Consider the following 19,012-nt stretch of genomic DNA (forward strand, 5'->3'; position numbering starts at 1 on the left):
TTGACAGGCAGCCATTCGGCTGCCTATTTTGGCGATAGGCAGCCGGACAGCTGCATGTCAGGATGGCGAAACGATGGACGACGTGTTCAGGGCGCTGGCCGACCCCAGTCGCCGCCGTCTGCTCGACAGCCTCAACGCCCGCGACGGGCAGACGCTGCGTGAGCTGTGCGCGGGGCTCGACATGGCCAGGCAGTCGGTCAGCAAGCACCTCGCCGTGCTGGAGGAGGCCAATCTGGTCACCACCGTGCGGCGCGGGCGGGAGAAGCTGCACTTCCTCAACGCCGTACCGATCAACGCCATCGCGGAACGCTGGATCAACCGGTACGACCGCCACCGGGCAGGCGCCCTGGCGGACCTCAAGACGGCCTTGGAGGAACGTCCCATGGATCAGGACGTCGTCTACACGACCTACATCCGCACCACCCCCGAGCGCCTCTGGCAGGCGCTCACCGACCCCGCGTGGACCCGGCGCTACTGGGGGGTCGAGCTGGAGTCCGACTGGCGGGAGGGGTCGGCGGTCACCTGGACGTACAAGGGCGTCAGGATGGCCGACCCCGAGCAGGTCGTGGTGGCCTCCGAGCCGCACCGGCGGCTGGCGTACACGTGGCACTCGATCACGCCCGAGTTCGCCGAGCTCGTCGGCCTGAGCCCGGAAGGGCGGGAGGAGATGGCCAAGGAGGCGCGCTCGACGGTGTCGTTCGAGATCGAGCGGGCCGGCGAGCTGGTCAAGCTGACCGTCGTGCACGGCGGGTTCGAGCCGGGCAGCTCGATCAGGGAAGGCGTCGGCCAGGGCTGGCCGGAGATCGTCTCCAGCCTCAAGACCCTGCTGGAGACCGGCGAGCCCCTGCCGTCAGGCGATCAGTAGCCGATTCAGTAGACCAGCGCCTGCACGCCCTCGGCGGTGACCTCCTCGACGAACGCCGGCGCGCCGGCGATGCGGATGCCGTCGATGAGGTCGTCGACGGTGATGTTCCTGCGGGCGGCGCACTGCGTGCAGAGCGTCACCCGCCCGGCCGCGAGCAGGGCGTCGAGCAGGTCGTTGAGCGGCGCGGCGTGCGGCAGGCTGAACTCCTCGGCCCGGCCGGGCAGCGCGAACCACGACGACTCCCCGGTCAGCCACAGGGAGACGGGTACGCCGCTCGCGAGCGCTGCGGCCGCGACCGTGAACGCCTGGTTGCAGCGCTCGGGGGCGTCGGCCCCCGCGGTCACCTTGATCACCAGTGATCGTGCCATGTCCGCCACCCTAGCGCCCCGCAGCTCCACCGCCACCGGTCGCCGCCACTAGTCTTGGACACCATGGAAGAACCTGAGCTGCACCCCGACCTGGAGCCGATCGCGTTCCTGCTGGGGCGGTGGGAAGGCGCCGGCGTGGGCGGCTACCCGACGATCGAGAGCTTCAACTTCGGCCAGGAGATCGAGTTCGGCCACAACGGCAAGCCGTTCCTGACCTACGTGAGCCGCACCTGGCTGCTCGACGACGCGGGCAACCGCGTCAGGCCGCTCGCCACGGAGTCCGGCTACTGGCGTTCGCTGCCCGAGCGGCAGATCGAGGTCGTGCTCTCCCATCCGACGGGCATCGTCGAGATCTACATCGGCGAGGTCGTCTTCCACAAGATCGAGCTGCGCACCGACGTCGTCGCCCGCACCGCCTCGGCGAAGGAGTACACCGCGGGCCACCGCCTCTACGGCCTGGTCAACGGCAACCTCATGTGGGCCTACGAGATGGCCGCCATGGGCCACCCGCTCACCGACCACATGTCGGCAGAGCTGAAGAAGGTCGCCTGATGAGCACGCCGTTCGCCCCCGACGTGGTCGAGGCGATCAAGCGGCACATGAACGACGACCACGCCGAGGACGGCCTGCTCATCGTGCGCGCGCTGGGCGGCAGGCCCGATGCGGGCACCGCGGTCACGAGCGACGTCGACGCCGAGGCGATCACGTTCACGATCGACGGCGGAGAGCGGGTGCGGGTGCCGTGGGGCGAGACGCTGGCCGAGCGCGCCCAGGTGCGCAAGGCCGTCGTGCGGCTCTACCGCGAGGCGTGCGAGAAGCTGGGAGTGCCCGCCCGCGGGGAGCACTGAGGCTCCGGCCGAGGGCGGGCATGAAAAAGGGCCCCGGACAACACTCCGCCGCGCTGTGCGGGCGGGCCGGATGGACCAATGGCCGGGATCAGGCGTCCCGCCCTCCGGCTGTCAGGGGCCCCGGTGGTTGCCTCGTATTCGCTGACGTCACGAGACAACAGTCCGCGAGGTCAGCGGACAACCACCTCGCTAGCCCGACTATGACTAACCATTATTCGGACCACCTCCTTTCCGCGTACCAACGAAGCTATGCGGTCCGCCGCGAAACGGGCAAGTGAATATCGCCGCGGCATAGACTCGGTGCATGACGGAGACGCAGTGGCACGAAGAACTCCGCGCCAAGGGCTACCGGGTCACCCCGCAGCGTCAGCTCGTCCTCGAGGCCATCAAGGAGCTTGAGCACGCCACACCGGAGGAGATCTGCGTCAAGGTGCGCGAGACGGCGCGCGGCGTGAACATCTCGACCGTCTACCGCACGCTTGAGCTGCTGGAGGAGCTGGGCCTGGTCACCCACACCCACCTCGGCCACGGCGCCCCCACCTACCACCTGGCCGCCGAGGCCGACCACGTCCATCTGGTGTGCAGGGGCTGCGACCAGGTTTTCGAGGTGCGTCCCGAGCTGGCCGAGGGGCTGGTCAAGGGGCTCGACCAGGAGATGGGCTTCGTGGCCGACGTCCATCATCTGACCGTGTTCGGCCGCTGCCGCGACTGCCGCTGACCCGGCGAAAACGCGACCGGCCGGGTGGATAGCCTGGAAGGCATGCGTAGCCCTCTGCTCGATCTCCCCGGCGCAGTCGCCGCCGACGCGCCGGACTCCGACGTAGCCGCCCACTACGGCGACCTGTTCGCCGAGCAGCGCGCGCTGGCGAAGGGAGAGGCGGTCGTCGACCGCAGCAACCGCGAGGTCGTCCGCATCTCCGGCGCCGACCGGCTGAAATGGCTCAACGACCTGACCTCGCAAAAGCTCGACACGCTGCGCCCAGGCGAGTGGACACAGACGCTCGACCTCGACCTGCAGGGCCGCGTGCAGCACCACCTGACGCTGGTCGACGACGGCGAGGCCATGCTCGCCCACGTCGAGCCCGGCACCGGGCAGAGCCTGATCGACTACCTCGACCGCATGCGGTTCATGCTGCGGGTCGAGGTGTCGCGGGCCGACGACCTCGCGGTGCTCTCCACGGCGTCCGAGGACTTCCTGGTGCCGCGGTCCGAGCTGGCCGAGCATCTCGGGCGGCCTCTGGCGGGGCTGTGGGCGTACGAGGCGCTGCGCATCGAGGCGCATCGGCCGCGGCTCGGGTTCGAGACCGACCACAAGACGATCCCCCACGAGGTGGGCTGGATCGGCGCGGCCGTGCACCTCAGCAAGGGCTGCTACCGCGGCCAGGAGACGGTGGCGCGGGTGCACAACCTCGGCCACCCGCCGCGCCGCCTGGTCTTCCTCCACCTCGACGGCAGCGTCGACACGCTGCCCCCGCACGGCGCCCCGGTGATCTTCGAGAGCCAGGAGGTCGGCGTGGTGGGCTCGGCGGCCCGCCACCACGAGCTGGGCCCGATCGCGCTCGCGGTGGTCAAGCGCACGGTGCCGGTCGACGCGCCGCTGCTGGCCGGCGGGGTGGCGGCGGCCCAGGAGGTCGTCGTGCCGCCGGACGCGGGGCGCAACGTCAGCATCGACCCGTCGCTGCGCCGCCGCATCCGCTAAAACTCGAGGACGACCGTGATGGGGCCGTCGTTGACCAGGGACACCTGCATGTCGGCCCCGAACACCCCCGTCTCCACGTGCGCGCCGAGCGCCCGCAGCTCCTCGACCACGGCGTCCACCAGCGGCTCGGCCACCGGGCCTGGGGCCGCGGCCTGCCAGGTGGGGCGGCGGCCCTTGCGGGCGTCGCCGTACAACGTGAACTGGCTGATCACCAGCAGCGGCGCCGACACGTCGGAGCAGGACTTCTCGCCGTGCAGGAGCCGCAGCCCCCACAGCTTGGCGGCGAGCTTGGCGGCCTCGGCGCGCGTGTCGGTGTGCGTGACCCCCACCAGGACCAGCAGGCCGGGCTCCGCGACGGCCCCGACCGTGCGGCCCTCGACCTCGACCGAGGCCGACCTGACTCTCTGTACGACTGCTCGCATGGGATCCCATTCTGGACCAGGTCAAACCCCTCCATACACTCGTGTCGAAAGGGGTTAAGAACATGTCGATGGTTGTGGAAGTCGTCCGGTCCGGGTTCGTGGAGTCCACTCACCTGGCCCGCATGCTGACCGTGGACGCCGCGGGGCGCCCGGTCGAGACCAGGGGAGCGGTGCACGTGCCGGCCTCGCCACGGTCGTCGATGAAGCCGCTCCAGGCGCTCGGCATGCTGCGTGCCGGCCTGAACCTGGAGGACGAGCTGCTGGCGCTGGCCTGCGCCTCACACTCGGGCGAGCCGTTCCACGTGGAGGGCGTCAGGAAGATTCTGGCGGGCGCCGGGCTGGACGAGTCGGCCCTGCTGTGCCCTGAGGACTACCCGTTCGACCGCGCGGTGACCGAGCGCGGGCGGGTCTACATGAACTGCTCGGGCAAGCACGCCGCCATGCTGGCCACCTGCGCGCTCAACGACTGGCCGCTGACGACGTACCTGGAGCCCGCGCATCCGTTGCAGCGCGCGATCAGGGAGACCGTGGAGGAGCTGACCGGCGAGCGGGTCGCCGCCTCCGGCGTGGACGGGTGCGGGGCGCCGCTGTTCTTCGTCTCGATGCTCGGGGTGACGAAGGCGTTCCGCGCGTTCCCGATGTCGTCGCCCGACTCCTGCGAGCGCAAGATCTTCGACGCGATGCGCACCTACCCGGAGTGGACGTCGGGCACCGACCGGCCCGAGGCGAAGCTGATGCGCGCGCTGCCCGGCCTGATGCTGAAGGCCGGGGCCGAGGCGTTCGACGCGTTCGCGTTCGAGGACGGCAGGGCCGGCACGGTCAAGGTCGAGGACGGCTCGCCGCGCGCCCGCGTCGCGGTCACCGTGGCGGCGCTGCGTTCGCTCGGCCTCGACGCGCCCGAGCTGGCCGAACTGGGCGCCCCCGCCGTGCTCGGCGGCGGCCGCCCGGTCGGCGAGCTGCGGGTGCGCTAGAGGCTGCGGAACTGGCGGGTGGCGGAGATGGCCCCCGAGGTCGTCGTGGTGAACGTGCGCATCGACCCGGCGAACTTGGACAGGTCCCACTCCGCCGGCCCGTGATACCAGTAGAGGTTGTCGGCCCGCTGCCCGTTGCCGGTCACCGAGGCCACCACCCGCGACCAGTGCTCGACCCCGTCGAAGATCACGGCGTAGGGCAGGTAGCGGGAGAACAGCTCCACCCGGTGCTGCTCGGGCACGTCGCCCAGCTCGCCGGAGAACAGATACTGGCGAAAGCGCATCGTCTGGGCGAGCGCGGCCGAGCCCTTGGCGGTCTTCGCGGGCATGTACTGCCCGCCGGTCGCCAGCGCGCCGCCCGCGATGACGACGGCCAGGCCGAGCAGCCCGTACGTGGTGAACCAGGCCAGCGCGACGGTGGCCAGCAGCCCCACGCCGATGAGCACCACGCCGAGCGTCGTCCAGCGGGTGCGCTCGGTGTCGGGCCTGCGGGCGAACCAGCCCTGCCTGACCACGTCGGTGTAGAGCGCGTCGCGCACCTCGCCGAGGTGGCTGGCGAACGAGCCGGACAGCTGCGACAGCAGCACGTGGTCGCGGCCCTCGAAGACGGCGTCGTACAGCGCCCGCTCGTAGGGCAGGAGCGCGTCCACGGGCGCGCTGGGCAGCTTGACGAGCATCCAGTCGGGCGCGTCGTACGTCTGCCGCGGCTGCTCGTCGATGCGCAGGTAGCCGCGGACGGCGAGGTCGACGATGGTCGCGGTGACGTCGATGACGTCGGCCTGCTCGTCCACCAGCGTGCCGATCTGGCCGGGCCGCACGCCGTCGGGCGGGGTGAAGTGGCCGTTCTGCACCGCCGCCATGGGGCCGCCCTCGTGGCCCGCGGCCCTGGCGTCGCGCCCGCGCGTCCAGTAGAGCAGTCCGATGCCGCCGAGCAGCAGCACCAGCAGGCCGGTCAGGGCGCCGCCGGTGATGGCGTCGAGGGTGAAGGCGGCCGACAGCGAGAAGCGCCGGTCGAGGATGGGCGCGGCGCCCGTGACGCCCTCGGGGTAGCCGACGACGACGGTCAGCGTCTCGCCCGATGCGAGGTCGTCCTGCTCGAAGTCGGCCTGGGTGGCCTCGTGGTTCATGGAGGCCGAGGTGCAGCCGACGGCCGAGGTCAGCTCACCGGCGAAGCACGACAGGCTCTGGATCTGGCCCGGGCCTGTGACGTGCACGGTCGCCTTGGTGACGGGCTGGTTCCAGCCGCCGACCGCGAACCAGCGCAGCTCGTCGACGTCGCCCGAGGGGGTCACCGCGCCCTTGACGTCGTACTCGACGGTCTGGCCCGTCACGGTGAGCACGTCGCCCGACAGGGTGCCGCCCTTGACGTTCGCGATCTGGTAGAGGCGGTCGCTGGTGTCGTCGTAGCGGGTCCTGGTGAGGAACGTCCGCTTGAGGTCTCCCGACGCCCCGCCGATCTTCTCGACCACGTGCAGGGTGCCGTCCTTGCCGAGGGTCATCGTCACCTCGTCCGTGATCCCGGCCTGTGCCGCTGCGGCTGGGGCCGCGGCTGAGGCTGCGGTCAACGTCAGAGCGGTGGCCGCGAGGGCGGTCAACGTGAGTCTGAAACCCGTCATGGCGGGACATCGTAGCGGTTTGTACCGTCAGTCCAGCGTGATGGCGTTGGCCGCCCGCTGCACGCTCTCGGGGGAGGCGGGCCCGCCGGGGTTCTCCAGGGCGAGCGCCTGGTTCGCCGCGACGAAGGGCCGCAGGCGCCGCTCGTACCGCTCTCCGGCGCCCAGCGGGTCCGCGATCAGCTCCTCGGCGAGCACGTACGCCCCCACCATCGCCAGGCTCGTGCCCTGCCCCGACATCGGCGAGGCGCAGTAGCCGGCGTCGCCGACCAGCGCCACCCGCCCGGTGCTCCAGCGGTCCATCCTGACCTGGGCGATGGCGTCGAAGTAGAAGTCGCCGGCCTTCCACATGGCTTCGAGGAGCCGGGGCGCCTCCCACACGTGGGCGCAGCGCTCCTGCACCAGCCGCTTCTGCCCCTCGACGTCGCGGTGGTCGTACGGGAAGGGCTCGGCGGCGAAGCCCAGGTTGACCAGCATCCGCGCCGGGTCGCGGTCGCTGAACACCACGCCTCCTGCCCCGCCCTCGGTGAACCAGGTCTGCCAGCGGTCGAGGCCGAGGAAGTTGTCGGCGGTGAAGATGGAGATGTACTGGCCGAGGTGGTGCACGTATCGCGACTCGGGGCCGAAGGCCAGCGCGCGCACCTTCGAGTGCAGGCCGTCGGCGCCGATGACGGCGTCGTAGCGGTCGTGGCCGCCGCTCTCGTACGTCACCTCGCCGTCCTCGGTCAGGGTGGCGATCGAGTCGCCGTAGACGCGGCGGGCCGGGCTCGCGGCGCTGAGCACGGCGATCAGGTCGCCGCGCATGATCTCGACGTCCGGGCTGTCGAACCGGCCGCCGCTGACCGTCTGCTCGGTGTCGCGCATCAGCTCGGTGCCGTTGACGTCGACCATGGACATGCCGCGCATGGTCGTGCGCAGGCCCCTGATCTCGTCCAGCACCCCCATCCGGTCGGCGACGGTGAGCGCCGCGCCCCTGACGTCGATGGCCTGCCCGCCCTCGCGCGGGGCCGGCGCCCGCTCGACGACGGTCACGTCCGCCCCCGCGCGCCCGAGGAAGTGCGCCAGCACGGCACCGCCCACACCCGCACCGGAAACCAGGACTCTCATGGTGTTGCTCCTCGCTGTTGACGTTGTACGCAGAAGTGAATGTACGCAGTACATACAGCAGGTAGCAAGCTATAGTAGGGAGAATCTGTACTAGTACAGGAGGAAATCGATGGCCGACGCGGTCCCGCCCCACGCCCGCATCGCCGCCGACATCAAGCGGCGCATAACGGAAGGCAGGCTCCGTCCAGGCGAGCGCGTGCCCTCGACCAGGCAGCTCGCCAGAGACTGGAACGTCGCCCTGGCCACCGCCGCCAAGGCGCTCACGCTGCTGGCCAGAGAGGGCGTCGTGGTCGCCGAGCCCAGGGTGGGCACCGTCGTGGCCGAGAGCCGCACCCCCAAGCTCAGGACGGCCTCGCAGGAGCACGACCTGACCCGCGAGCGCATCGTGCGCGCGGCCGTCGAGATCGCCGACGAGGACGGGCTGGAGGAGCTGACCATGCGGGGCCTCGCCACCCGCCTGGGCGTCGCCACCATGTCCCTCTACCGCCACGTGGGCGGCAAGGACGACCTGGTCATGCTCATGGTGGGCGCGGTGATCGGCGACTTCCCGCTGCCCGAGGAGTCGCCCGAGGGCTGGCGGGCGGCGATGGAGATCTCCGCCAGGACGCAGTGGGCCGTCTACCGCGCCCACCCCTGGGTGGCCGGCACGACCTCGCTGACCAGGCCGATGCCCTCACCGGCGCTGCTGGAGCACACCGAGTGGGCGATGCGCGCGCTCGCCGGCACGAGCCTCGATCCGGTGACCAAGATGCACGTGCACACCCTGCTCTTCAGCTACGTGCAGGGCATGGCGGCCAACCTGGAGCTCGAACGGCGGGCCCGCGCCCACACCGGCATGACCGCCGACGAGTGGATGGACGCGCAATATCCGGCCCTGCTCGGGTTCGCCACGTCGGGCCGCCATCCCGCCTTCGCCCGGCTCATCGAGGAGCTGGGCGACGACTTCGACCTCGACCTCGACCTGCTCTTCGAGTTCGGCCTGACGCCGCTGCTCGACGGCCTGGAGAAGGTGATCGGCTAGTCGGCGATCCGGATGCGCAGGCGCCGGAAGCCGCGCCCCTTGCTCTCGACCTTGGCCACCTCGATGCGGCCGATCTGCTTGGTCGATGCCACGTGGGTGCCGCCGTCGGCCTGGGTGTCGAGGCCGACGATGTCGACGATGCGGACGTCCTGCACGCTCTCGGGCACGAGGTTGGTGGCCGTGCGGACGATGTCGGGGATGGCGAACGCCTCGGTCCTGGGCAGCACCCGCACGTCGATGCGCCGGTCGGCGGCGATCTCGGCGTTGCAGGCGTGCTCCACGGCCTCCTTGAAGCCGGGCGGCACCTCGGGCAGGTTGAAGTCCATGCGGGCGCTCAGCGGGTCCATGTTGCCGCCGGTGACCAGGCAGCCGTAGTCCCTGAACACCACGCCGCACAGCACGTGCAGGCCGGAGTGCGTACGCATGAGCGCCGAGCGCCGCTCGTCGGCCACCGCGCCCCTGACGACCGTGCCGGCCGGCGGGATCGGATCGTCCTCCGCCGGAATCAGGTAGAGATCGTCGCCTTTGCGCACTCCGACGATGCGGGTTTCGACGCCTTGCCAGATCAGAACGCCGTGATCCGCCGGCTGGCCGCCCCCACCTGGATAGAATGCCGACCTGCTCAGCACGATGCCCTCGGGTGTGGCGTCCAGGACGACGGCCTCGAAGTCACGCAGACTCTGGTCGGACAACTCCAGTCGTTGCGTGCGTCCGTGCAGATCGGTGCTCATATCGGCAGCCTAGTGCCCTGGGGTGGTCATGCGGAGCCTGACGCGAAGCGCCGCGGTCCTCGTGCTGCTGGCCCTGCCGGCCTGCGGCGACGTCCCCGGCCCGCCGCTCGGGGCGCGGCTGCCCGCGCCCGTGCTGATGTTCGTGGGCGACAGCTTCGCCGTGGGGTCAGGGCCGGTGCCGCGCTGGGAGAGCTACGCCTCCCAGACCGCCAGGCTCATGGGCTGGCAGCCGATCATCGCGGGCGCGAGCGGCACCGGCTTCTGCAACGCCGGGCGGGCGGGCCGCACGTTCCAGCGCTCGTACGAGCTGGAGCTGGCCTGGCGGCCGGCCCCCGACCTGCTCGTCATCTCCGGCGGCCACAACGACCGCCGCTGGAGCCCCGACCACGTACGCCGCGCCGCCACCGTCCTGCTCGCCCAGGTGCGCGCCCACTGGCCCGAGACCAGGACGGTCATGGTGGGCCCCATCTGGCTGGAGGACCCGCCGCGCCGGGCGTACGGCGTGCGCGACGCCCTCGCCCAGGCCGCCGCGGCGGGAAAAGTGCCCTTCCTCGACCCCATGCTCAGGACGTGGCCGCGCGAGGCGGTGCTGCCCGACGGCATCCACCCGACGCGCGCCGGTCACGAGCGGCTGGCCGCCTGGCTGGCCGGCGAGCTCAGAGCCCATCAGGGGGCTCATCAGAGGGCTTACCAGGGGCCGTAGGGGCCGCTGTTGCCCCGGCCGCCCATGCCCTTGACGGCCGGCTTCACGTCGACGATGTAGACGGTGGCCGCGATGACCGCCGCGATCGAGAAGATGCCGAGCCCGATGCCGAGGAACCCGCTGCCGCCGACCATCATGAACGCCTGGAAGTAGCTCAGCGCGCCGGCGGCGGAGAACAGCGTGGCCAGGCCGAGGATCAGCAGCCACAGGTTCTTCTGCAGCTTGCCCGCCGCGACGAAGGCGTTGGCCGGCACTCGCAGCGCGTGCACCAGCGCGTAGACCGACATGCCGAGGATGGCCACGGCGAGCACCAGGAAGAGGAGGTTGAAGACCCCGTAGATCATGTTCATGTAGTCGTCTCCGCCCAACGCCGCGATGCAAACGGCTTCAGCCTAATAGGCACCCCCGACCCGCGGGCACCCCGGAAAGGAAAGGCCCGCCTCCGCGCTGGGAGACGGGCCGCAGGCATGGGTCAGGCCTTGGCGGCCTTGCCCGTGCCGGAGGCGCGGGTCGTGCGCGGCTTCTTGACCGGCTCGACCGGCTCGGCGACGGGCGGCTCGGCGGCCACCGACACCTCCTCCAGCTCAAGGGCGGCCTCGCCGGTGGTCTTGCTGACGACGCGGCGGCCACGGGTGGCGAACTCGTCGTAGACCTCGGTGGCCTTGTGGGTGAGCGTGTCGGCGTACGTGCGGGCCTTCTCGGGCAGCTCCCTGGCGATGCCCTCGGCCTTGTCGGCGTACTCGCGGGCCTTGACCGGCAGGTCCTTGGCCAGGTCGTAGCGGCGGGACTGGAGCTTCTGCAGCTGCTCGGGCAGCTCGCGCAGCTTCTCCACGGCGAAGTCGCCGACGCCGGCCACGGCGTAGAACGGCTTGGACTCGGTGAGCTTCTTGACCTCGGTGGCGAGCGTCATGGGTTAACCTTCCTTGGTTTCCTGGGTGACGTTGCCGTTGCGTGAGGTCGCCGCATAGGGCTCAAGAGCGGCGAGAAACTCCTCGGGCAGCGGCTCGTCGTCCGAATCGGCGTCGCGCCGGGGGCGGGCATTCTGGGAGGTCTGCTCGTCCTCGGCGGGATGCTCCTTGCGGAACGACTCATAGATGTCGATCAGCACCTGACGCTGACGTTCGCTGAGATGCGAGTCGGCTCTGATCGCGGTGAGCACGTCGCTCGGCGGCTCACGGTCCTCGATGAGGCCCGCCTGCACATAGAGCGCCTGCGAGGAGATGCGCAGACCTTTGGCGATCTGGTTGAGAATCTCCGCGCTCGGCTTGCGCAGGCCGCGCTCGATCTGGCTCAGGTAGGGGTTGGACACCCCTGCCGCCGCGGCGAGCTGGCGCAGCGAGATCTTCGCCTGCTGCCGCTGCTCGCGGATGTATTCACCGATCGAGCCGACTTTAGGTAGTGCCATGCCTCATAGTCTGCCTCGCCCTGCTTGCAATTGCAAACGAAGTGGTTAACACCTGCAAGCGCGTCAGAGCTGGAAGAACCAGAGCAGCGGAGCGCTCGTGACCAACGTCACAGACAGGGCGATGTAGCTGGAACGGACCGTCATGGTCAGCTCGGGCAGCGGCTTGACCAGGCGATCGACCCTGGCCATGACGTTGTGGACATGGACGCCGAGCATGCCGTGGGGCGTCGGCATCGCCCCTGACGCGCCGAAGCGCAGCAGCGCCGTCGCCAGCCGGCGCGGCGAGCAGTAGCGGCGGGCGCGGTCGTCGGCGGCCATCTCGATCAGCAGCTCGACCTGGGCCTGCGCGTCGGCCACCACCTTCGACCAGGGCAGCGCCCTGCGCAGCGCGGCGAACGGCAGCAGCACGAGGTCGTGGCGCTCGCGTACGTGGGCCGCCTCGTGGGCGAGCACGGCGGCCAGCTCGTCCTCCGACAGCAGCTTGAGCGCGCCCTCGCTGACCACGACCTGCGAGCGCAGCCCTGGCACGCAGTAGGCGGCGGCGCTGGGATGGTCGAGCACCCGCACGCCCGGCACGCCAGGGTCGTCGTGGGAGATCAGCGCGAGCAGCACGCGGTGCCTGCGGCGGGCCCGCAGCGCCTGCACGCCCGCGGTGAGCAGCACCGCGACCAGCACCGCGAGCGCGGTGAGCCCGGCGATCAGCGCCAGCACGTGGAGCGGGTCCCACGCCTGCGCGGGCGTCTCGCCGCGCGCGAACGCGACAAGCCCGGGGATCACGCCGGTGCCATAGGGCTGGACGGCGAAGGCCAGCATGGCGCCCGTGGTGGCCAGCCCCCAGGACACGCCGAGTGACTGCCAGACGATGATGGCCAGCCTGGGGGCGCGGGAGGTCCACCGGGCCGTGGTGAAACGCCAGGAGCCGACCGCGCACGCCAGCGCGAGCGCTGCCAGCACCACTGCCGTGATCACTCGTCCTCCAGCTCCGTAAGGGCTCTGCGCAGGATCTCCGCCTCCCTGCCCGACACGGCCTGGGCGAAGCGGGTCAGGGCGGCCGATCGGTCGCCCGTCAGGTCCAACGCCTCCAGCATAAGCTCGGCGATGTATGCGTCGCGGCTTTCGGCCGGCTGATATCTCCACGCGCGGCCGTCGCGGGTGCGCTCAAGGAAGCCCTTGCGGGTGAGGCGGTCGAGAACGGTCATGACCGTCGTGGGTGCGAGATCGCGGTCGGCGATGAGTTTGCCGACCTCGCGGGCGGTCAGCGCCGTGCTCTCCGCCCAGAGGATGTCCATGATGCTGCGCTCAAGCTCGCCAAGACCCTTCACGTCTTTCAGAGTAGCTCTACAACGTGTCGAGCTGGCATCCGGGGCTCAGGACTCCCTAACGTTGCTACGGTGTCACCTTCCGTAATCGACAAAGGAGTACGCCGAGCGTGGATCTGGAAGACGAGCGGCGGCTCGACCAGCTGATCCGGCGGCTGGAGACGTGGGCGGTCTTCGCCCGCGAGCCGGGCGTCACCGCCTCCGTCCAGGCCGCCCTCCAGCGGCACTGCCGGATCGACCACGCCGCCCTCCTCATATTCCCCAGCGGGCTCGACGACCTGCGCGCCTCCCTGCGGATGCGCGGCTTCGAGATCCTGCGCACCTGCCCCAGCACGGTCGTGCGAAGCCGGCTGGCCGAGCGCTACGACCTCGACCTGCCCGTCCTCATCGCCTACGCCGTGCGCGCCGCCGGCGGCCCCGCCCTGGAGGTGTTCGTGCCCGAGCACGGCCCCGGCATCGGGCGGGTCGCGGCCCGCGAGCGCGAGCGCAACGAGGAGACGCACCTCGCGCTCGAAGTCATCAGGCCCGACGAGATCGTGGTGCGCGGCCTCGGCAGGCTGCTCACCTCGGTGCTCGGGTTCGCCCCCGACGGCGGCGGGTTCAACCCGTACGAGGACGGGAGCAGGGGAGGCCGCACGGTGCTGTACTTCGGCCGGCCGGTCGCCTGGCCCCGGCGCGTCGAGCTGGCCTGCGCCGGCCACTATCCCCACGTCCTGCGCTCCCACCTCGACCGCACGCCCGCGCTGGTGGCCGATGGCTGACGACGGCGCGCACCGCGAGGTGCTGTCCAAGCTGACCGGCGCCTGGCTCACCCAGGCGGTGGCCGCCATGGCCGAGCTGGGGCTGGCCGACCGGCTCGACGAGCGCCCGCTGACCTGCGGCGAGCTGGCCCGCGCGTGCGGCGTGCACGCGGGCGCGCTGTTCCGGCTGCTGCGCCTGCTGGAGAGCCACGACCTGGTCGAGCAGGGCACGGGCGGCGCGTACGCGCTCACGCCCACCGGCGCGCTGTTGTCCGGCCGCCACCCCGACTCGCTGGCCGACCTCGCCCTGTTCTACGCGGGCCCGTTCTACGCCTCGTGGGGCGCGCTGCCGTACGCGGTCAGGACCGGCAGGCAGGGCTTCGAGCACGTCTACGGCAAGCCGTTCTTCGATTACGCGGCCGAGCATCCGGAGATGGGCGCCGGCTTCGACCGGGCCATGGCCTGCGGCTCGTCGTTCTTCACCCAGCTGCCGCAGGTCTACGACTTCACCCGGCACCGCCACGTGGTCGACGTCGGCGGCGGCCGAGGCGCGCTGCTCGCTGCCGTGCTGGCGCAGGCCGAGGGGGTGCGCGGCACGCTGTTCGACGGCCCAGGAGCCGTCGAGCGGGGCCGCGCGGCGCTCACCGAGGCGGGCCTGGCGGATCGCTGCGACTTCGCGGCGGGCGACTTCTTCGAGCAGGTGCCGCCCGGCGGCGACGTCTACCTGCTCTCGCGGATCCTGCACGACTGGGACGACGAGCCCTGCGCGCGGGTGCTGGCCAACTGCCGGGCGGCGCTGCCCGCAGGCGGGCGGCTGCTCGTCCTGGAGCGGCTCGTCCCCGAGCGGCCGCACGACGCGCCTGGCGCGCTCGCCATCGCGTGGGACGTGCACATGCTCGTCAACAACGGCACGGGCCGTGAGCGCACCTACCTCGAGTACGAGCGGCTGCTGTCCGGCGCGGGGTTCGCGCTGGAGGACGTACGCGGGCTGCCCCTCGACGTCAACGTGCTCGTCGCCCGCGCCTGACCTGGCAGGCTGGGCGCCATGGAAGTGACGCTCGTCCAAGGCGACATCACCGAGCAGCGGGTGGACGCGATCGTCAACGCCGCCAACTCCTCCCTCATGGGCGGCGGCGGCGTGGACGGCGCCATCCACCGGCGTGGCGGCCCCGAGATCCTCCAGGAGTGCAGGAAGCTCAGGGCCGGCCACTACGGCAAGGGCCTGCCGACCGGCCGGGCCGTGGCGACCACGGCCGGCCGGCTGCCCGCGCGCTGGGTCATCCACACCGTCGGGCCCGTCTACTCACGCTCGGACGACCGCTCCGAGCTGCTCGCCTCCTGCCACGTCGAGTCGCTGCGGGTGGCCGACGAGCTGGGCGCCGCCACGGTGGCCTTCCCCGCGATCTCGACCGGCATCTACGGCTGGCCGGTCGACGACGCCGCCCGCATCGCGCTCGACGCCGTGCGCGGGGCCGCGACGTCGGTGCGCGAGGTGCGGTTCGTGCTGTTCGACGCGGTCGCGTACGCGGCCTTCGACACGCTGCTCTAGGGTGCCCACGGGGGCGCGACCGCCCACGTGACGTCCTCGTCGTAGTGCGCGGCGTCGTCGAAGGCGTGCGGCCCGCCCGGCACCGCGATGTGCAACCCTGATCCGGGCCTTGGTCCGGTTCTTCGACCCCTTCTCCTTGCGCGAATCACGCGAGTTCAACGGCGAAGGCGACCACGTCCATCTGCTGGTGAACGTCCCGTCGCGGCCCGCCTGGCGGCGAATCGGCTGTTCTTGCCCCGCTACGCGGGACAGTTGGCTTCACCCCCGGTCTGAAGCCCGGAGCACTGCCGACAATCCGGTAGCAGGCGGCGTCGGCCAGGCCTGGGCGGACCCGCCAGGCAGGTGGCGTCCAACATGAGCCCGTCGGCGCTCGTCCGCAAACCGACCGATGTTCGCATGACCCATGAGCGCGGCTTGCGGGTCCTGTGAGCCTGGATCGACCACTTTCGGGTGCTCTAGCGAGGAGCGACCGCCGACCACGGCAGCGTCAGCTCGCCGAGCCGCCACCGGGCGACGCCGCCGAGCGGCGGGTGCGCGGGCACGGGCCAGGTGCGCGACAGCTCCCCGACGGCCGCCAGCCACCGCTGCCGCCGCCCGTGCGCCCCGTAGGGCGCGCTGACCGCCCATGCCCGGTCGAAGTCGCTCAGGAAGGCGTGGATCCGCTCACCCGGCACATTACGGTGGATGAGCGTCTTGGGCAGCCGGTCGGCGAGGTCGGACGGCCGCTCGAAGGCGTCGAACCGGGCGGAGAAGGTGATGGTCTCCGGCCCCTCAGCGGACAGCCCCACCCAGACCGCCCGCCGCCCGTTCTCCGACGAGGTGCCCTCCACCAGCACGCCGCCGGGCGCGAGACCCGCCCGCAGCACCTCCCAGTAGTGCCACGCCTCGTCCTCGCCGTACTGGCGCAGCACGTTGAAGGCGCGGACGAGGGCCGGCGGGCGCGGCACCGGCAGCTCGAAGCCGCCCAGCCGGAAGCTCAGCCCCTCCCGCTCGTACGGCCTGGCCAGCGCCACCCGCGCGGGATCGATCTCAAGCCCCACCACCTCGACCCCCGGCGCGACACCGCGCAACCGGGTGAACAGCTCAAGCGTCGTGGTGTGCGAGGCGCCGTAGCCGAGATCCACCACCAGGGGCCGCTCGCCGGCGCGCAGCAGCCGGCCGTGCACGGCGGCGATCCAGCGGTCGCCGCGCCGCAGCCGGTTGTGGCCCGTCGTGCCCCTGGTGATGGTCCCGACCGGTTTAGCCACTGACGCGGTGCACCTTGTGCTGCGCCGCCTGGGCGCGCGGCCTGATGACCAGGCGGTCGATGTTGACGTGGGCCGGGCGGGTGACGCACCAGGCGATGGCGTCGGCGACGTCGTCGGAGGTCAGCGGGTCGGGCACGCCCTGGTAGACGCGGGCGGCGGCCGACTCGTCGCCCCTGAACCTGGTGACCGCGAAGCCCTCGGTCTTGACCATGCCAGGCGCGATCTCGACGATCCGCACCGGCTGCCCGACCAGCTCCAGGCGCAGGGTCTCGGCCATCGAGCGCTGGGCGTGCTTGGCCGCGACGTAACCGCCGCCGCCCTCGTACGCGACGTGTCCCGCCGTCGAGGTGAGCATGACCAGCACGCCGTCGCCCGACTCGACGAGTTTGGGGATCAGCGCCTGGGACATGCGAAGGGAGCCGAGCACGTTCACGTCGTACATCCGCTGCCAGTCGTCCACCCGGCCCTCGGCCACCGGCTCCATGCCGTGCGCGCCGCCCGCGTTGTTGACCAGCACGTCGCACCGCTCCAGGCCGGCCACCAGCGCGTCAACGGAGTCCTGTGCGGTCACATCGAGCGTCACCGGCCTGATGGAGGGCACCTCGGCGGCCAGCTTGTCCAGCCGGTCGCGGCGTCGCGCGCCCGCCACCACGTCATAACCTTCGGCGGCGAGCCGCCGCGCGGTCGCCTCGCCGATTCCGCTGCTCGCACCCGTCACCACAGCCGTTTTCCGCATGGTCCCCATCCTGCCAGGAGCCCGGGGGGACGACTTTGTACCCCCACAAATGACCAGTTGTCGGGAATGTCAGAAATGTTGGGACAGTTGTACTCGGTCTGGAGGTGGTGTCGAGTGAGGCGACGACGGGTCAGCCGGGTCGCGACCATCAGCATGCACACGTCGCCGCTGGACCAGCCCGGCACGGGCGACGCCGGTGGCATGAACGTGTACATCGTCGAATGCGCCAAGCGACTGGCCCGGCTCGGCGTCGAGGTGGAGATCTTCACCCGCGCCACCGCCCGCGACCTGCCACCCGTGGCGGAACTCGCCCCCGGCGTCCTCGTCAGGCACCTCACGGCGGGCCCGTACGAGGAGATGGACCGCGCAGAGCTGCCCGGCCAGCTCTGCGCCTTCCTGTCCGAGGTGCTGCGCACCGAGGCCATGTACGACCCAGGCCGCTACGACGTCATCCACTCCCATTACTGGCTGTCCGGCCAGGTCGGCTGGCTGGCCAAGGAGCGCTGGGGCGTCCCGCTCGTCCACACCATGCACACCATGGCCAAGGTCAAGAACCTCCTGCTCGCCCGCGGCGACAAGCCGGAGCCGGCCGCCCGCGTCATCGGCGAGCAGCAGGTCGTGGACGTCGCCGACCGCCTGGTCGCCAACACCGCCGACGAGGCGGGCGAGCTGATCGACCTGTACGGCGCCGACCCCGCCCGCGTCGCCGTCGTGAACCCCGGCGTCAACCTCACCGTCTTCACCCCCGCCTCCCAGGGCGCCGCCAGGCACCGCCTGGGCCTGCCGCAGGACGCCCACGTGCTGCTGTTCGTCGGTCGCATCCAGCCGCTCAAGGCCCCCGACGTGCTGCTGCGCGCCGCCTCCAGGATGCTCATCGACGAGCCCGCGCTGCGGGAGCGCCTGGTGATCGCCTGCGTCGGCGGCCCGTCGGGCAACGGCCTGGCCAGGCCCTCGTTCCTCACCGACCTCGCCACCGAACTGGGCATCGCCGACGTCGTCCGCCTCGTGCCGCCGGCGCCCCAGGAGGAGCTGGCCGACTGGTACCGGGCCGCCACGGTCACCGTCGTGCCGTCGTACAGCGAGTCGTTCGGCCTGGTCGCGCTCGAGTCGCAGGCGTGCGGCACGCCGGTGGCGGCCGCGGCCGTCGGCGGGCTGCGCACGGCCGTCCGCGACGGCGTCTCCGGCCTCCTCGTGGACGGCCACGACCCCGCCGACTGGGCCATCGCGCTGCGCCGCCTGCTCTCCGCGCCGCGCAGGCGCGAGCGGCTGTCGGCCGGCGCGCGCGAGCACGCCGCCGCCTTCGGCTGGCAGGCCACCGCCGCCCGCCTCATGGAGGTCTACGCCGGCGCCATCGCCCATCTGCACCAGGTGCCGGTCGCGCTGCCGGGGAACTGACCGTACTTTGTTCTGCCGCCTCTTAAGGTGAAGGGCATGTTGCGTCCTGGAAGCTGGTCCAGGCCTGCGGGTGAAAGTCCCGTCCGGGTAAGCATCGGAGCGCCCGGTAGCAGGCCCCGGCTCGTCATGGAGACATGGCGGGTTGAGCGGGGTGTCAAGAGCCTCTTGGGAGGGAGCGAGCACGCGGGCCGTAGCGTTAAGCGAACCTTGCAGCCTCGTCACAACCACAACGGAGAAGCCGAGCCGCTCATGTCACGGCGAAGGCCATGTCTG

24 protein-coding genes are annotated in these 19,012 nt (G+C 71.4%); 12 read left to right on the top strand and 12 right to left on the bottom strand.

What is annotated here, in order from left to right:
• Nucleotides 1-73: 73 nt before the first annotated feature.
• Nucleotides 74-865, top strand: a complete 792-nt coding sequence (locus ABZW11_RS15900; protein ID WP_355417151.1) for a metalloregulator ArsR/SmtB family transcription factor — start codon at nt 74-76, stop codon at nt 863-865.
• A 5-nt stretch (nt 866-870) separates the two neighbouring features.
• On the opposite strand, the gene ABZW11_RS15905 is transcribed toward ABZW11_RS15900, so the two are convergent.
• Nucleotides 871-1,233 carry a DsrE family protein gene (locus ABZW11_RS15905; protein ID WP_355417154.1) on the bottom strand — a complete coding sequence of 121 codons (363 nt, stop codon included), beginning with the start codon at nt 1,231-1,233 and terminating at the stop codon, nt 871-873.
• 63 nt (nt 1,234-1,296) lie between these two features.
• Between ABZW11_RS15905 and ABZW11_RS15910 the strand changes: the two genes are divergently transcribed.
• The 4 genes from ABZW11_RS15910 to ABZW11_RS15925 all read left to right on the top strand — a co-directional run bounded on the left by ABZW11_RS15910 (nt 1,297) and on the right by ABZW11_RS15925 (nt 3,780).
• Complete coding sequence (locus ABZW11_RS15910) at nt 1,297-1,785, top strand: FABP family protein (protein ID WP_355417157.1); 489 nt, start codon at nt 1,297-1,299, stop codon at nt 1,783-1,785.
• Entirely contained in the window at nt 1,785-2,081 is a 297-nt protein-coding gene (locus ABZW11_RS15915; protein WP_355417160.1) for a DUF2470 domain-containing protein, read from the top strand. Before ABZW11_RS15910 ends, ABZW11_RS15915 begins: the two co-directional genes overlap by 1 nt.
• A 304-nt stretch (nt 2,082-2,385) precedes the next feature.
• The gene (locus ABZW11_RS15920; RefSeq protein ID WP_345395277.1) at nt 2,386-2,799 is read left to right on the top strand and encodes a Fur family transcriptional regulator; all 414 of its coding nucleotides are present in this window, start codon (nt 2,386-2,388) and stop codon (nt 2,797-2,799) included.
• A 42-nt stretch (nt 2,800-2,841) separates the two neighbouring features.
• Nucleotides 2,842-3,780: a glycine cleavage T C-terminal barrel domain-containing protein gene (locus ABZW11_RS15925; protein ID WP_355417163.1), complete on the top strand. Its 939-nt coding sequence runs from the start codon at nt 2,842-2,844 to the stop codon at nt 3,778-3,780.
• Here ABZW11_RS15925 and dtd read toward each other — a convergent pair.
• Nucleotides 3,777-4,202 carry a D-aminoacyl-tRNA deacylase gene (dtd, locus tag ABZW11_RS15930; RefSeq protein WP_355417166.1) on the bottom strand — a complete coding sequence of 142 codons (426 nt, stop codon included), beginning with the start codon at nt 4,200-4,202 and terminating at the stop codon, nt 3,777-3,779. The genes ABZW11_RS15925 and dtd overlap by 4 nt on opposite strands.
• A gap of 62 nt (nt 4,203-4,264) precedes the next feature.
• Between dtd and ABZW11_RS15935 the strand changes: the two genes are divergently transcribed.
• Nucleotides 4,265-5,173 (top strand): asparaginase, encoded by a 909-nt coding sequence (locus tag ABZW11_RS15935; protein WP_355417169.1) that lies wholly within the window; start codon nt 4,265-4,267, stop codon nt 5,171-5,173.
• Here the strand turns inward: ABZW11_RS15935 and ABZW11_RS15940 are convergent.
• Together ABZW11_RS15940 and ABZW11_RS15945 are read right to left on the bottom strand one after the other, a co-directional pair.
• Nucleotides 5,170-6,789: a DUF2207 domain-containing protein gene (locus tag ABZW11_RS15940; protein WP_355417172.1), complete on the bottom strand. Its 1,620-nt coding sequence runs from the start codon at nt 6,787-6,789 to the stop codon at nt 5,170-5,172. The genes ABZW11_RS15935 and ABZW11_RS15940 overlap by 4 nt on opposite strands.
• Nucleotides 6,790-6,816: 27 nt before the next feature.
• Nucleotides 6,817-7,893, bottom strand: a complete 1,077-nt coding sequence (locus tag ABZW11_RS15945; RefSeq protein ID WP_355417175.1) for an FAD-dependent monooxygenase — start codon at nt 7,891-7,893, stop codon at nt 6,817-6,819.
• A 109-nt stretch (nt 7,894-8,002) separates the two neighbouring features.
• Between ABZW11_RS15945 and ABZW11_RS15950 the strand changes: the two genes are divergently transcribed.
• A complete protein-coding gene (locus tag ABZW11_RS15950) occupies nt 8,003-8,914 on the top strand; it encodes a GntR family transcriptional regulator (RefSeq protein WP_355417178.1) in 912 nt (303 codons plus the stop codon).
• On the opposite strand, the gene ABZW11_RS15955 is transcribed toward ABZW11_RS15950, so the two are convergent.
• Entirely contained in the window at nt 8,911-9,645 is a 735-nt protein-coding gene (locus ABZW11_RS15955; RefSeq protein WP_355417181.1) for an alanyl-tRNA editing protein, read from the bottom strand. The two genes, ABZW11_RS15950 and ABZW11_RS15955, sit on opposite strands and share 4 nt — an antisense overlap.
• Nucleotides 9,646-9,673: 28 nt before the next feature.
• On the opposite strand from ABZW11_RS15955, the gene ABZW11_RS15960 reads away from it, so the two are divergent.
• Entirely contained in the window at nt 9,674-10,348 is a 675-nt protein-coding gene (locus ABZW11_RS15960; RefSeq protein WP_355417184.1) for an SGNH/GDSL hydrolase family protein, read from the top strand.
• On the opposite strand, the gene ABZW11_RS15965 is transcribed toward ABZW11_RS15960, so the two are convergent.
• The 5 genes from ABZW11_RS15965 to ABZW11_RS15985 form a co-directional block, all read right to left on the bottom strand.
• The gene (locus tag ABZW11_RS15965) at nt 10,333-10,698 is read right to left on the bottom strand and encodes a DUF2516 family protein (protein WP_355417187.1); all 366 of its coding nucleotides are present in this window, start codon (nt 10,696-10,698) and stop codon (nt 10,333-10,335) included. The two genes, ABZW11_RS15960 and ABZW11_RS15965, sit on opposite strands and share 16 nt — an antisense overlap.
• A gap of 122 nt (nt 10,699-10,820) precedes the next feature.
• Nucleotides 10,821-11,258: a hypothetical protein gene (locus tag ABZW11_RS15970; protein WP_355417190.1), complete on the bottom strand. Its 438-nt coding sequence runs from the start codon at nt 11,256-11,258 to the stop codon at nt 10,821-10,823.
• Nucleotides 11,259-11,261: 3 nt separating this feature from the next.
• A complete protein-coding gene (locus tag ABZW11_RS15975) occupies nt 11,262-11,753 on the bottom strand; it encodes a helix-turn-helix transcriptional regulator (protein ID WP_355417193.1) in 492 nt (163 codons plus the stop codon).
• Between the two features lie 63 nt (nt 11,754-11,816).
• A complete protein-coding gene (locus ABZW11_RS15980) occupies nt 11,817-12,722 on the bottom strand; it encodes a M56 family metallopeptidase (RefSeq protein ID WP_355417196.1) in 906 nt (301 codons plus the stop codon).
• Complete coding sequence (locus ABZW11_RS15985) at nt 12,719-13,075, bottom strand: BlaI/MecI/CopY family transcriptional regulator (RefSeq protein WP_355417199.1); 357 nt, start codon at nt 13,073-13,075, stop codon at nt 12,719-12,721. The genes ABZW11_RS15980 and ABZW11_RS15985 overlap by 4 nt, the downstream gene beginning before the upstream one ends.
• A 107-nt stretch (nt 13,076-13,182) precedes the next feature.
• Here ABZW11_RS15985 and ABZW11_RS15990 point away from each other — a divergent pair, with 107 nt between their 5' ends.
• Genes ABZW11_RS15990 through ABZW11_RS16000 form a run of 3 tightly spaced genes read left to right on the top strand, consistent with a single transcriptional unit; the run spans nt 13,183 to nt 15,361 of the window.
• A complete protein-coding gene (locus ABZW11_RS15990) occupies nt 13,183-13,833 on the top strand; it encodes a hypothetical protein (protein ID WP_355417202.1) in 651 nt (216 codons plus the stop codon).
• Entirely contained in the window at nt 13,826-14,839 is a 1,014-nt protein-coding gene (locus ABZW11_RS15995; RefSeq protein WP_355417205.1) for a methyltransferase, read from the top strand. Before ABZW11_RS15990 ends, ABZW11_RS15995 begins: the two co-directional genes overlap by 8 nt.
• Before the next feature lie 18 nt (nt 14,840-14,857).
• Nucleotides 14,858-15,361 (top strand): O-acetyl-ADP-ribose deacetylase, encoded by a 504-nt coding sequence (locus tag ABZW11_RS16000; protein WP_355417208.1) that lies wholly within the window; start codon nt 14,858-14,860, stop codon nt 15,359-15,361.
• Nucleotides 15,362-15,816: 455 nt separating this feature from the next.
• On the opposite strand, the gene ABZW11_RS16005 is transcribed toward ABZW11_RS16000, so the two are convergent.
• Entirely contained in the window at nt 15,817-16,608 is a 792-nt protein-coding gene (locus ABZW11_RS16005; RefSeq protein ID WP_355417210.1) for a class I SAM-dependent methyltransferase, read from the bottom strand.
• Complete coding sequence (locus ABZW11_RS16010) at nt 16,601-17,344, bottom strand: SDR family NAD(P)-dependent oxidoreductase (protein ID WP_355417212.1); 744 nt, start codon at nt 17,342-17,344, stop codon at nt 16,601-16,603. The genes ABZW11_RS16005 and ABZW11_RS16010 overlap by 8 nt, the downstream gene beginning before the upstream one ends.
• A 114-nt stretch (nt 17,345-17,458) precedes the next feature.
• Here ABZW11_RS16010 and mshA point away from each other — a divergent pair, with 114 nt between their 5' ends.
• Nucleotides 17,459-18,739 carry a D-inositol-3-phosphate glycosyltransferase gene (mshA, locus tag ABZW11_RS16015; RefSeq protein ID WP_355417215.1) on the top strand — a complete coding sequence of 427 codons (1,281 nt, stop codon included), beginning with the start codon at nt 17,459-17,461 and terminating at the stop codon, nt 18,737-18,739.
• Nucleotides 18,740-19,012: the final 273 nt, after the last annotated feature.

This window comes from Nonomuraea sp. NPDC004580 (assembly GCF_040609855.1).
In the GTDB taxonomy this organism is placed as follows: domain Bacteria; phylum Actinomycetota; class Actinomycetes; order Streptosporangiales; family Streptosporangiaceae; genus Nonomuraea; species Nonomuraea salmonea.

Coding starts and splice junctions, on each gene's coding strand:
- ABZW11_RS15900 (WP_355417151.1), top strand. CDS start 74: ATGGACGACGTGTTCAGGGCGCTGGCCGACCCCAGTCGCCGCCGTCTG.
- ABZW11_RS15905 (WP_355417154.1), bottom strand. CDS start 1,233: ATGGCACGATCACTGGTGATCAAGGTGACCGCGGGGGCCGACGCCCCC.
- ABZW11_RS15910 (WP_355417157.1), top strand. CDS start 1,297: ATGGAAGAACCTGAGCTGCACCCCGACCTGGAGCCGATCGCGTTCCTG.
- ABZW11_RS15915 (WP_355417160.1), top strand. CDS start 1,785: ATGAGCACGCCGTTCGCCCCCGACGTGGTCGAGGCGATCAAGCGGCAC.
- ABZW11_RS15920 (WP_345395277.1), top strand. CDS start 2,386: ATGACGGAGACGCAGTGGCACGAAGAACTCCGCGCCAAGGGCTACCGG.
- ABZW11_RS15925 (WP_355417163.1), top strand. CDS start 2,842: ATGCGTAGCCCTCTGCTCGATCTCCCCGGCGCAGTCGCCGCCGACGCG.
- dtd (WP_355417166.1), bottom strand. CDS start 4,202: ATGCGAGCAGTCGTACAGAGAGTCAGGTCGGCCTCGGTCGAGGTCGAG.
- ABZW11_RS15935 (WP_355417169.1), top strand. CDS start 4,265: ATGTCGATGGTTGTGGAAGTCGTCCGGTCCGGGTTCGTGGAGTCCACT.
- ABZW11_RS15940 (WP_355417172.1), bottom strand. CDS start 6,789: ATGACGGGTTTCAGACTCACGTTGACCGCCCTCGCGGCCACCGCTCTG.
- ABZW11_RS15945 (WP_355417175.1), bottom strand. CDS start 7,893: ATGAGAGTCCTGGTTTCCGGTGCGGGTGTGGGCGGTGCCGTGCTGGCG.
- ABZW11_RS15950 (WP_355417178.1), top strand. CDS start 8,003: ATGGCCGACGCGGTCCCGCCCCACGCCCGCATCGCCGCCGACATCAAG.
- ABZW11_RS15955 (WP_355417181.1), bottom strand. CDS start 9,645: ATGAGCACCGATCTGCACGGACGCACGCAACGACTGGAGTTGTCCGAC.
- ABZW11_RS15960 (WP_355417184.1), top strand. CDS start 9,674: ATGCGGAGCCTGACGCGAAGCGCCGCGGTCCTCGTGCTGCTGGCCCTG.
- ABZW11_RS15965 (WP_355417187.1), bottom strand. CDS start 10,698: ATGAACATGATCTACGGGGTCTTCAACCTCCTCTTCCTGGTGCTCGCC.
- ABZW11_RS15970 (WP_355417190.1), bottom strand. CDS start 11,258: ATGACGCTCGCCACCGAGGTCAAGAAGCTCACCGAGTCCAAGCCGTTC.
- ABZW11_RS15975 (WP_355417193.1), bottom strand. CDS start 11,753: ATGGCACTACCTAAAGTCGGCTCGATCGGTGAATACATCCGCGAGCAG.
- ABZW11_RS15995 (WP_355417205.1), top strand. CDS start 13,826: ATGGCTGACGACGGCGCGCACCGCGAGGTGCTGTCCAAGCTGACCGGC.
- ABZW11_RS16000 (WP_355417208.1), top strand. CDS start 14,858: ATGGAAGTGACGCTCGTCCAAGGCGACATCACCGAGCAGCGGGTGGAC.
- ABZW11_RS16010 (WP_355417212.1), bottom strand. CDS start 17,344: ATGCGGAAAACGGCTGTGGTGACGGGTGCGAGCAGCGGAATCGGCGAG.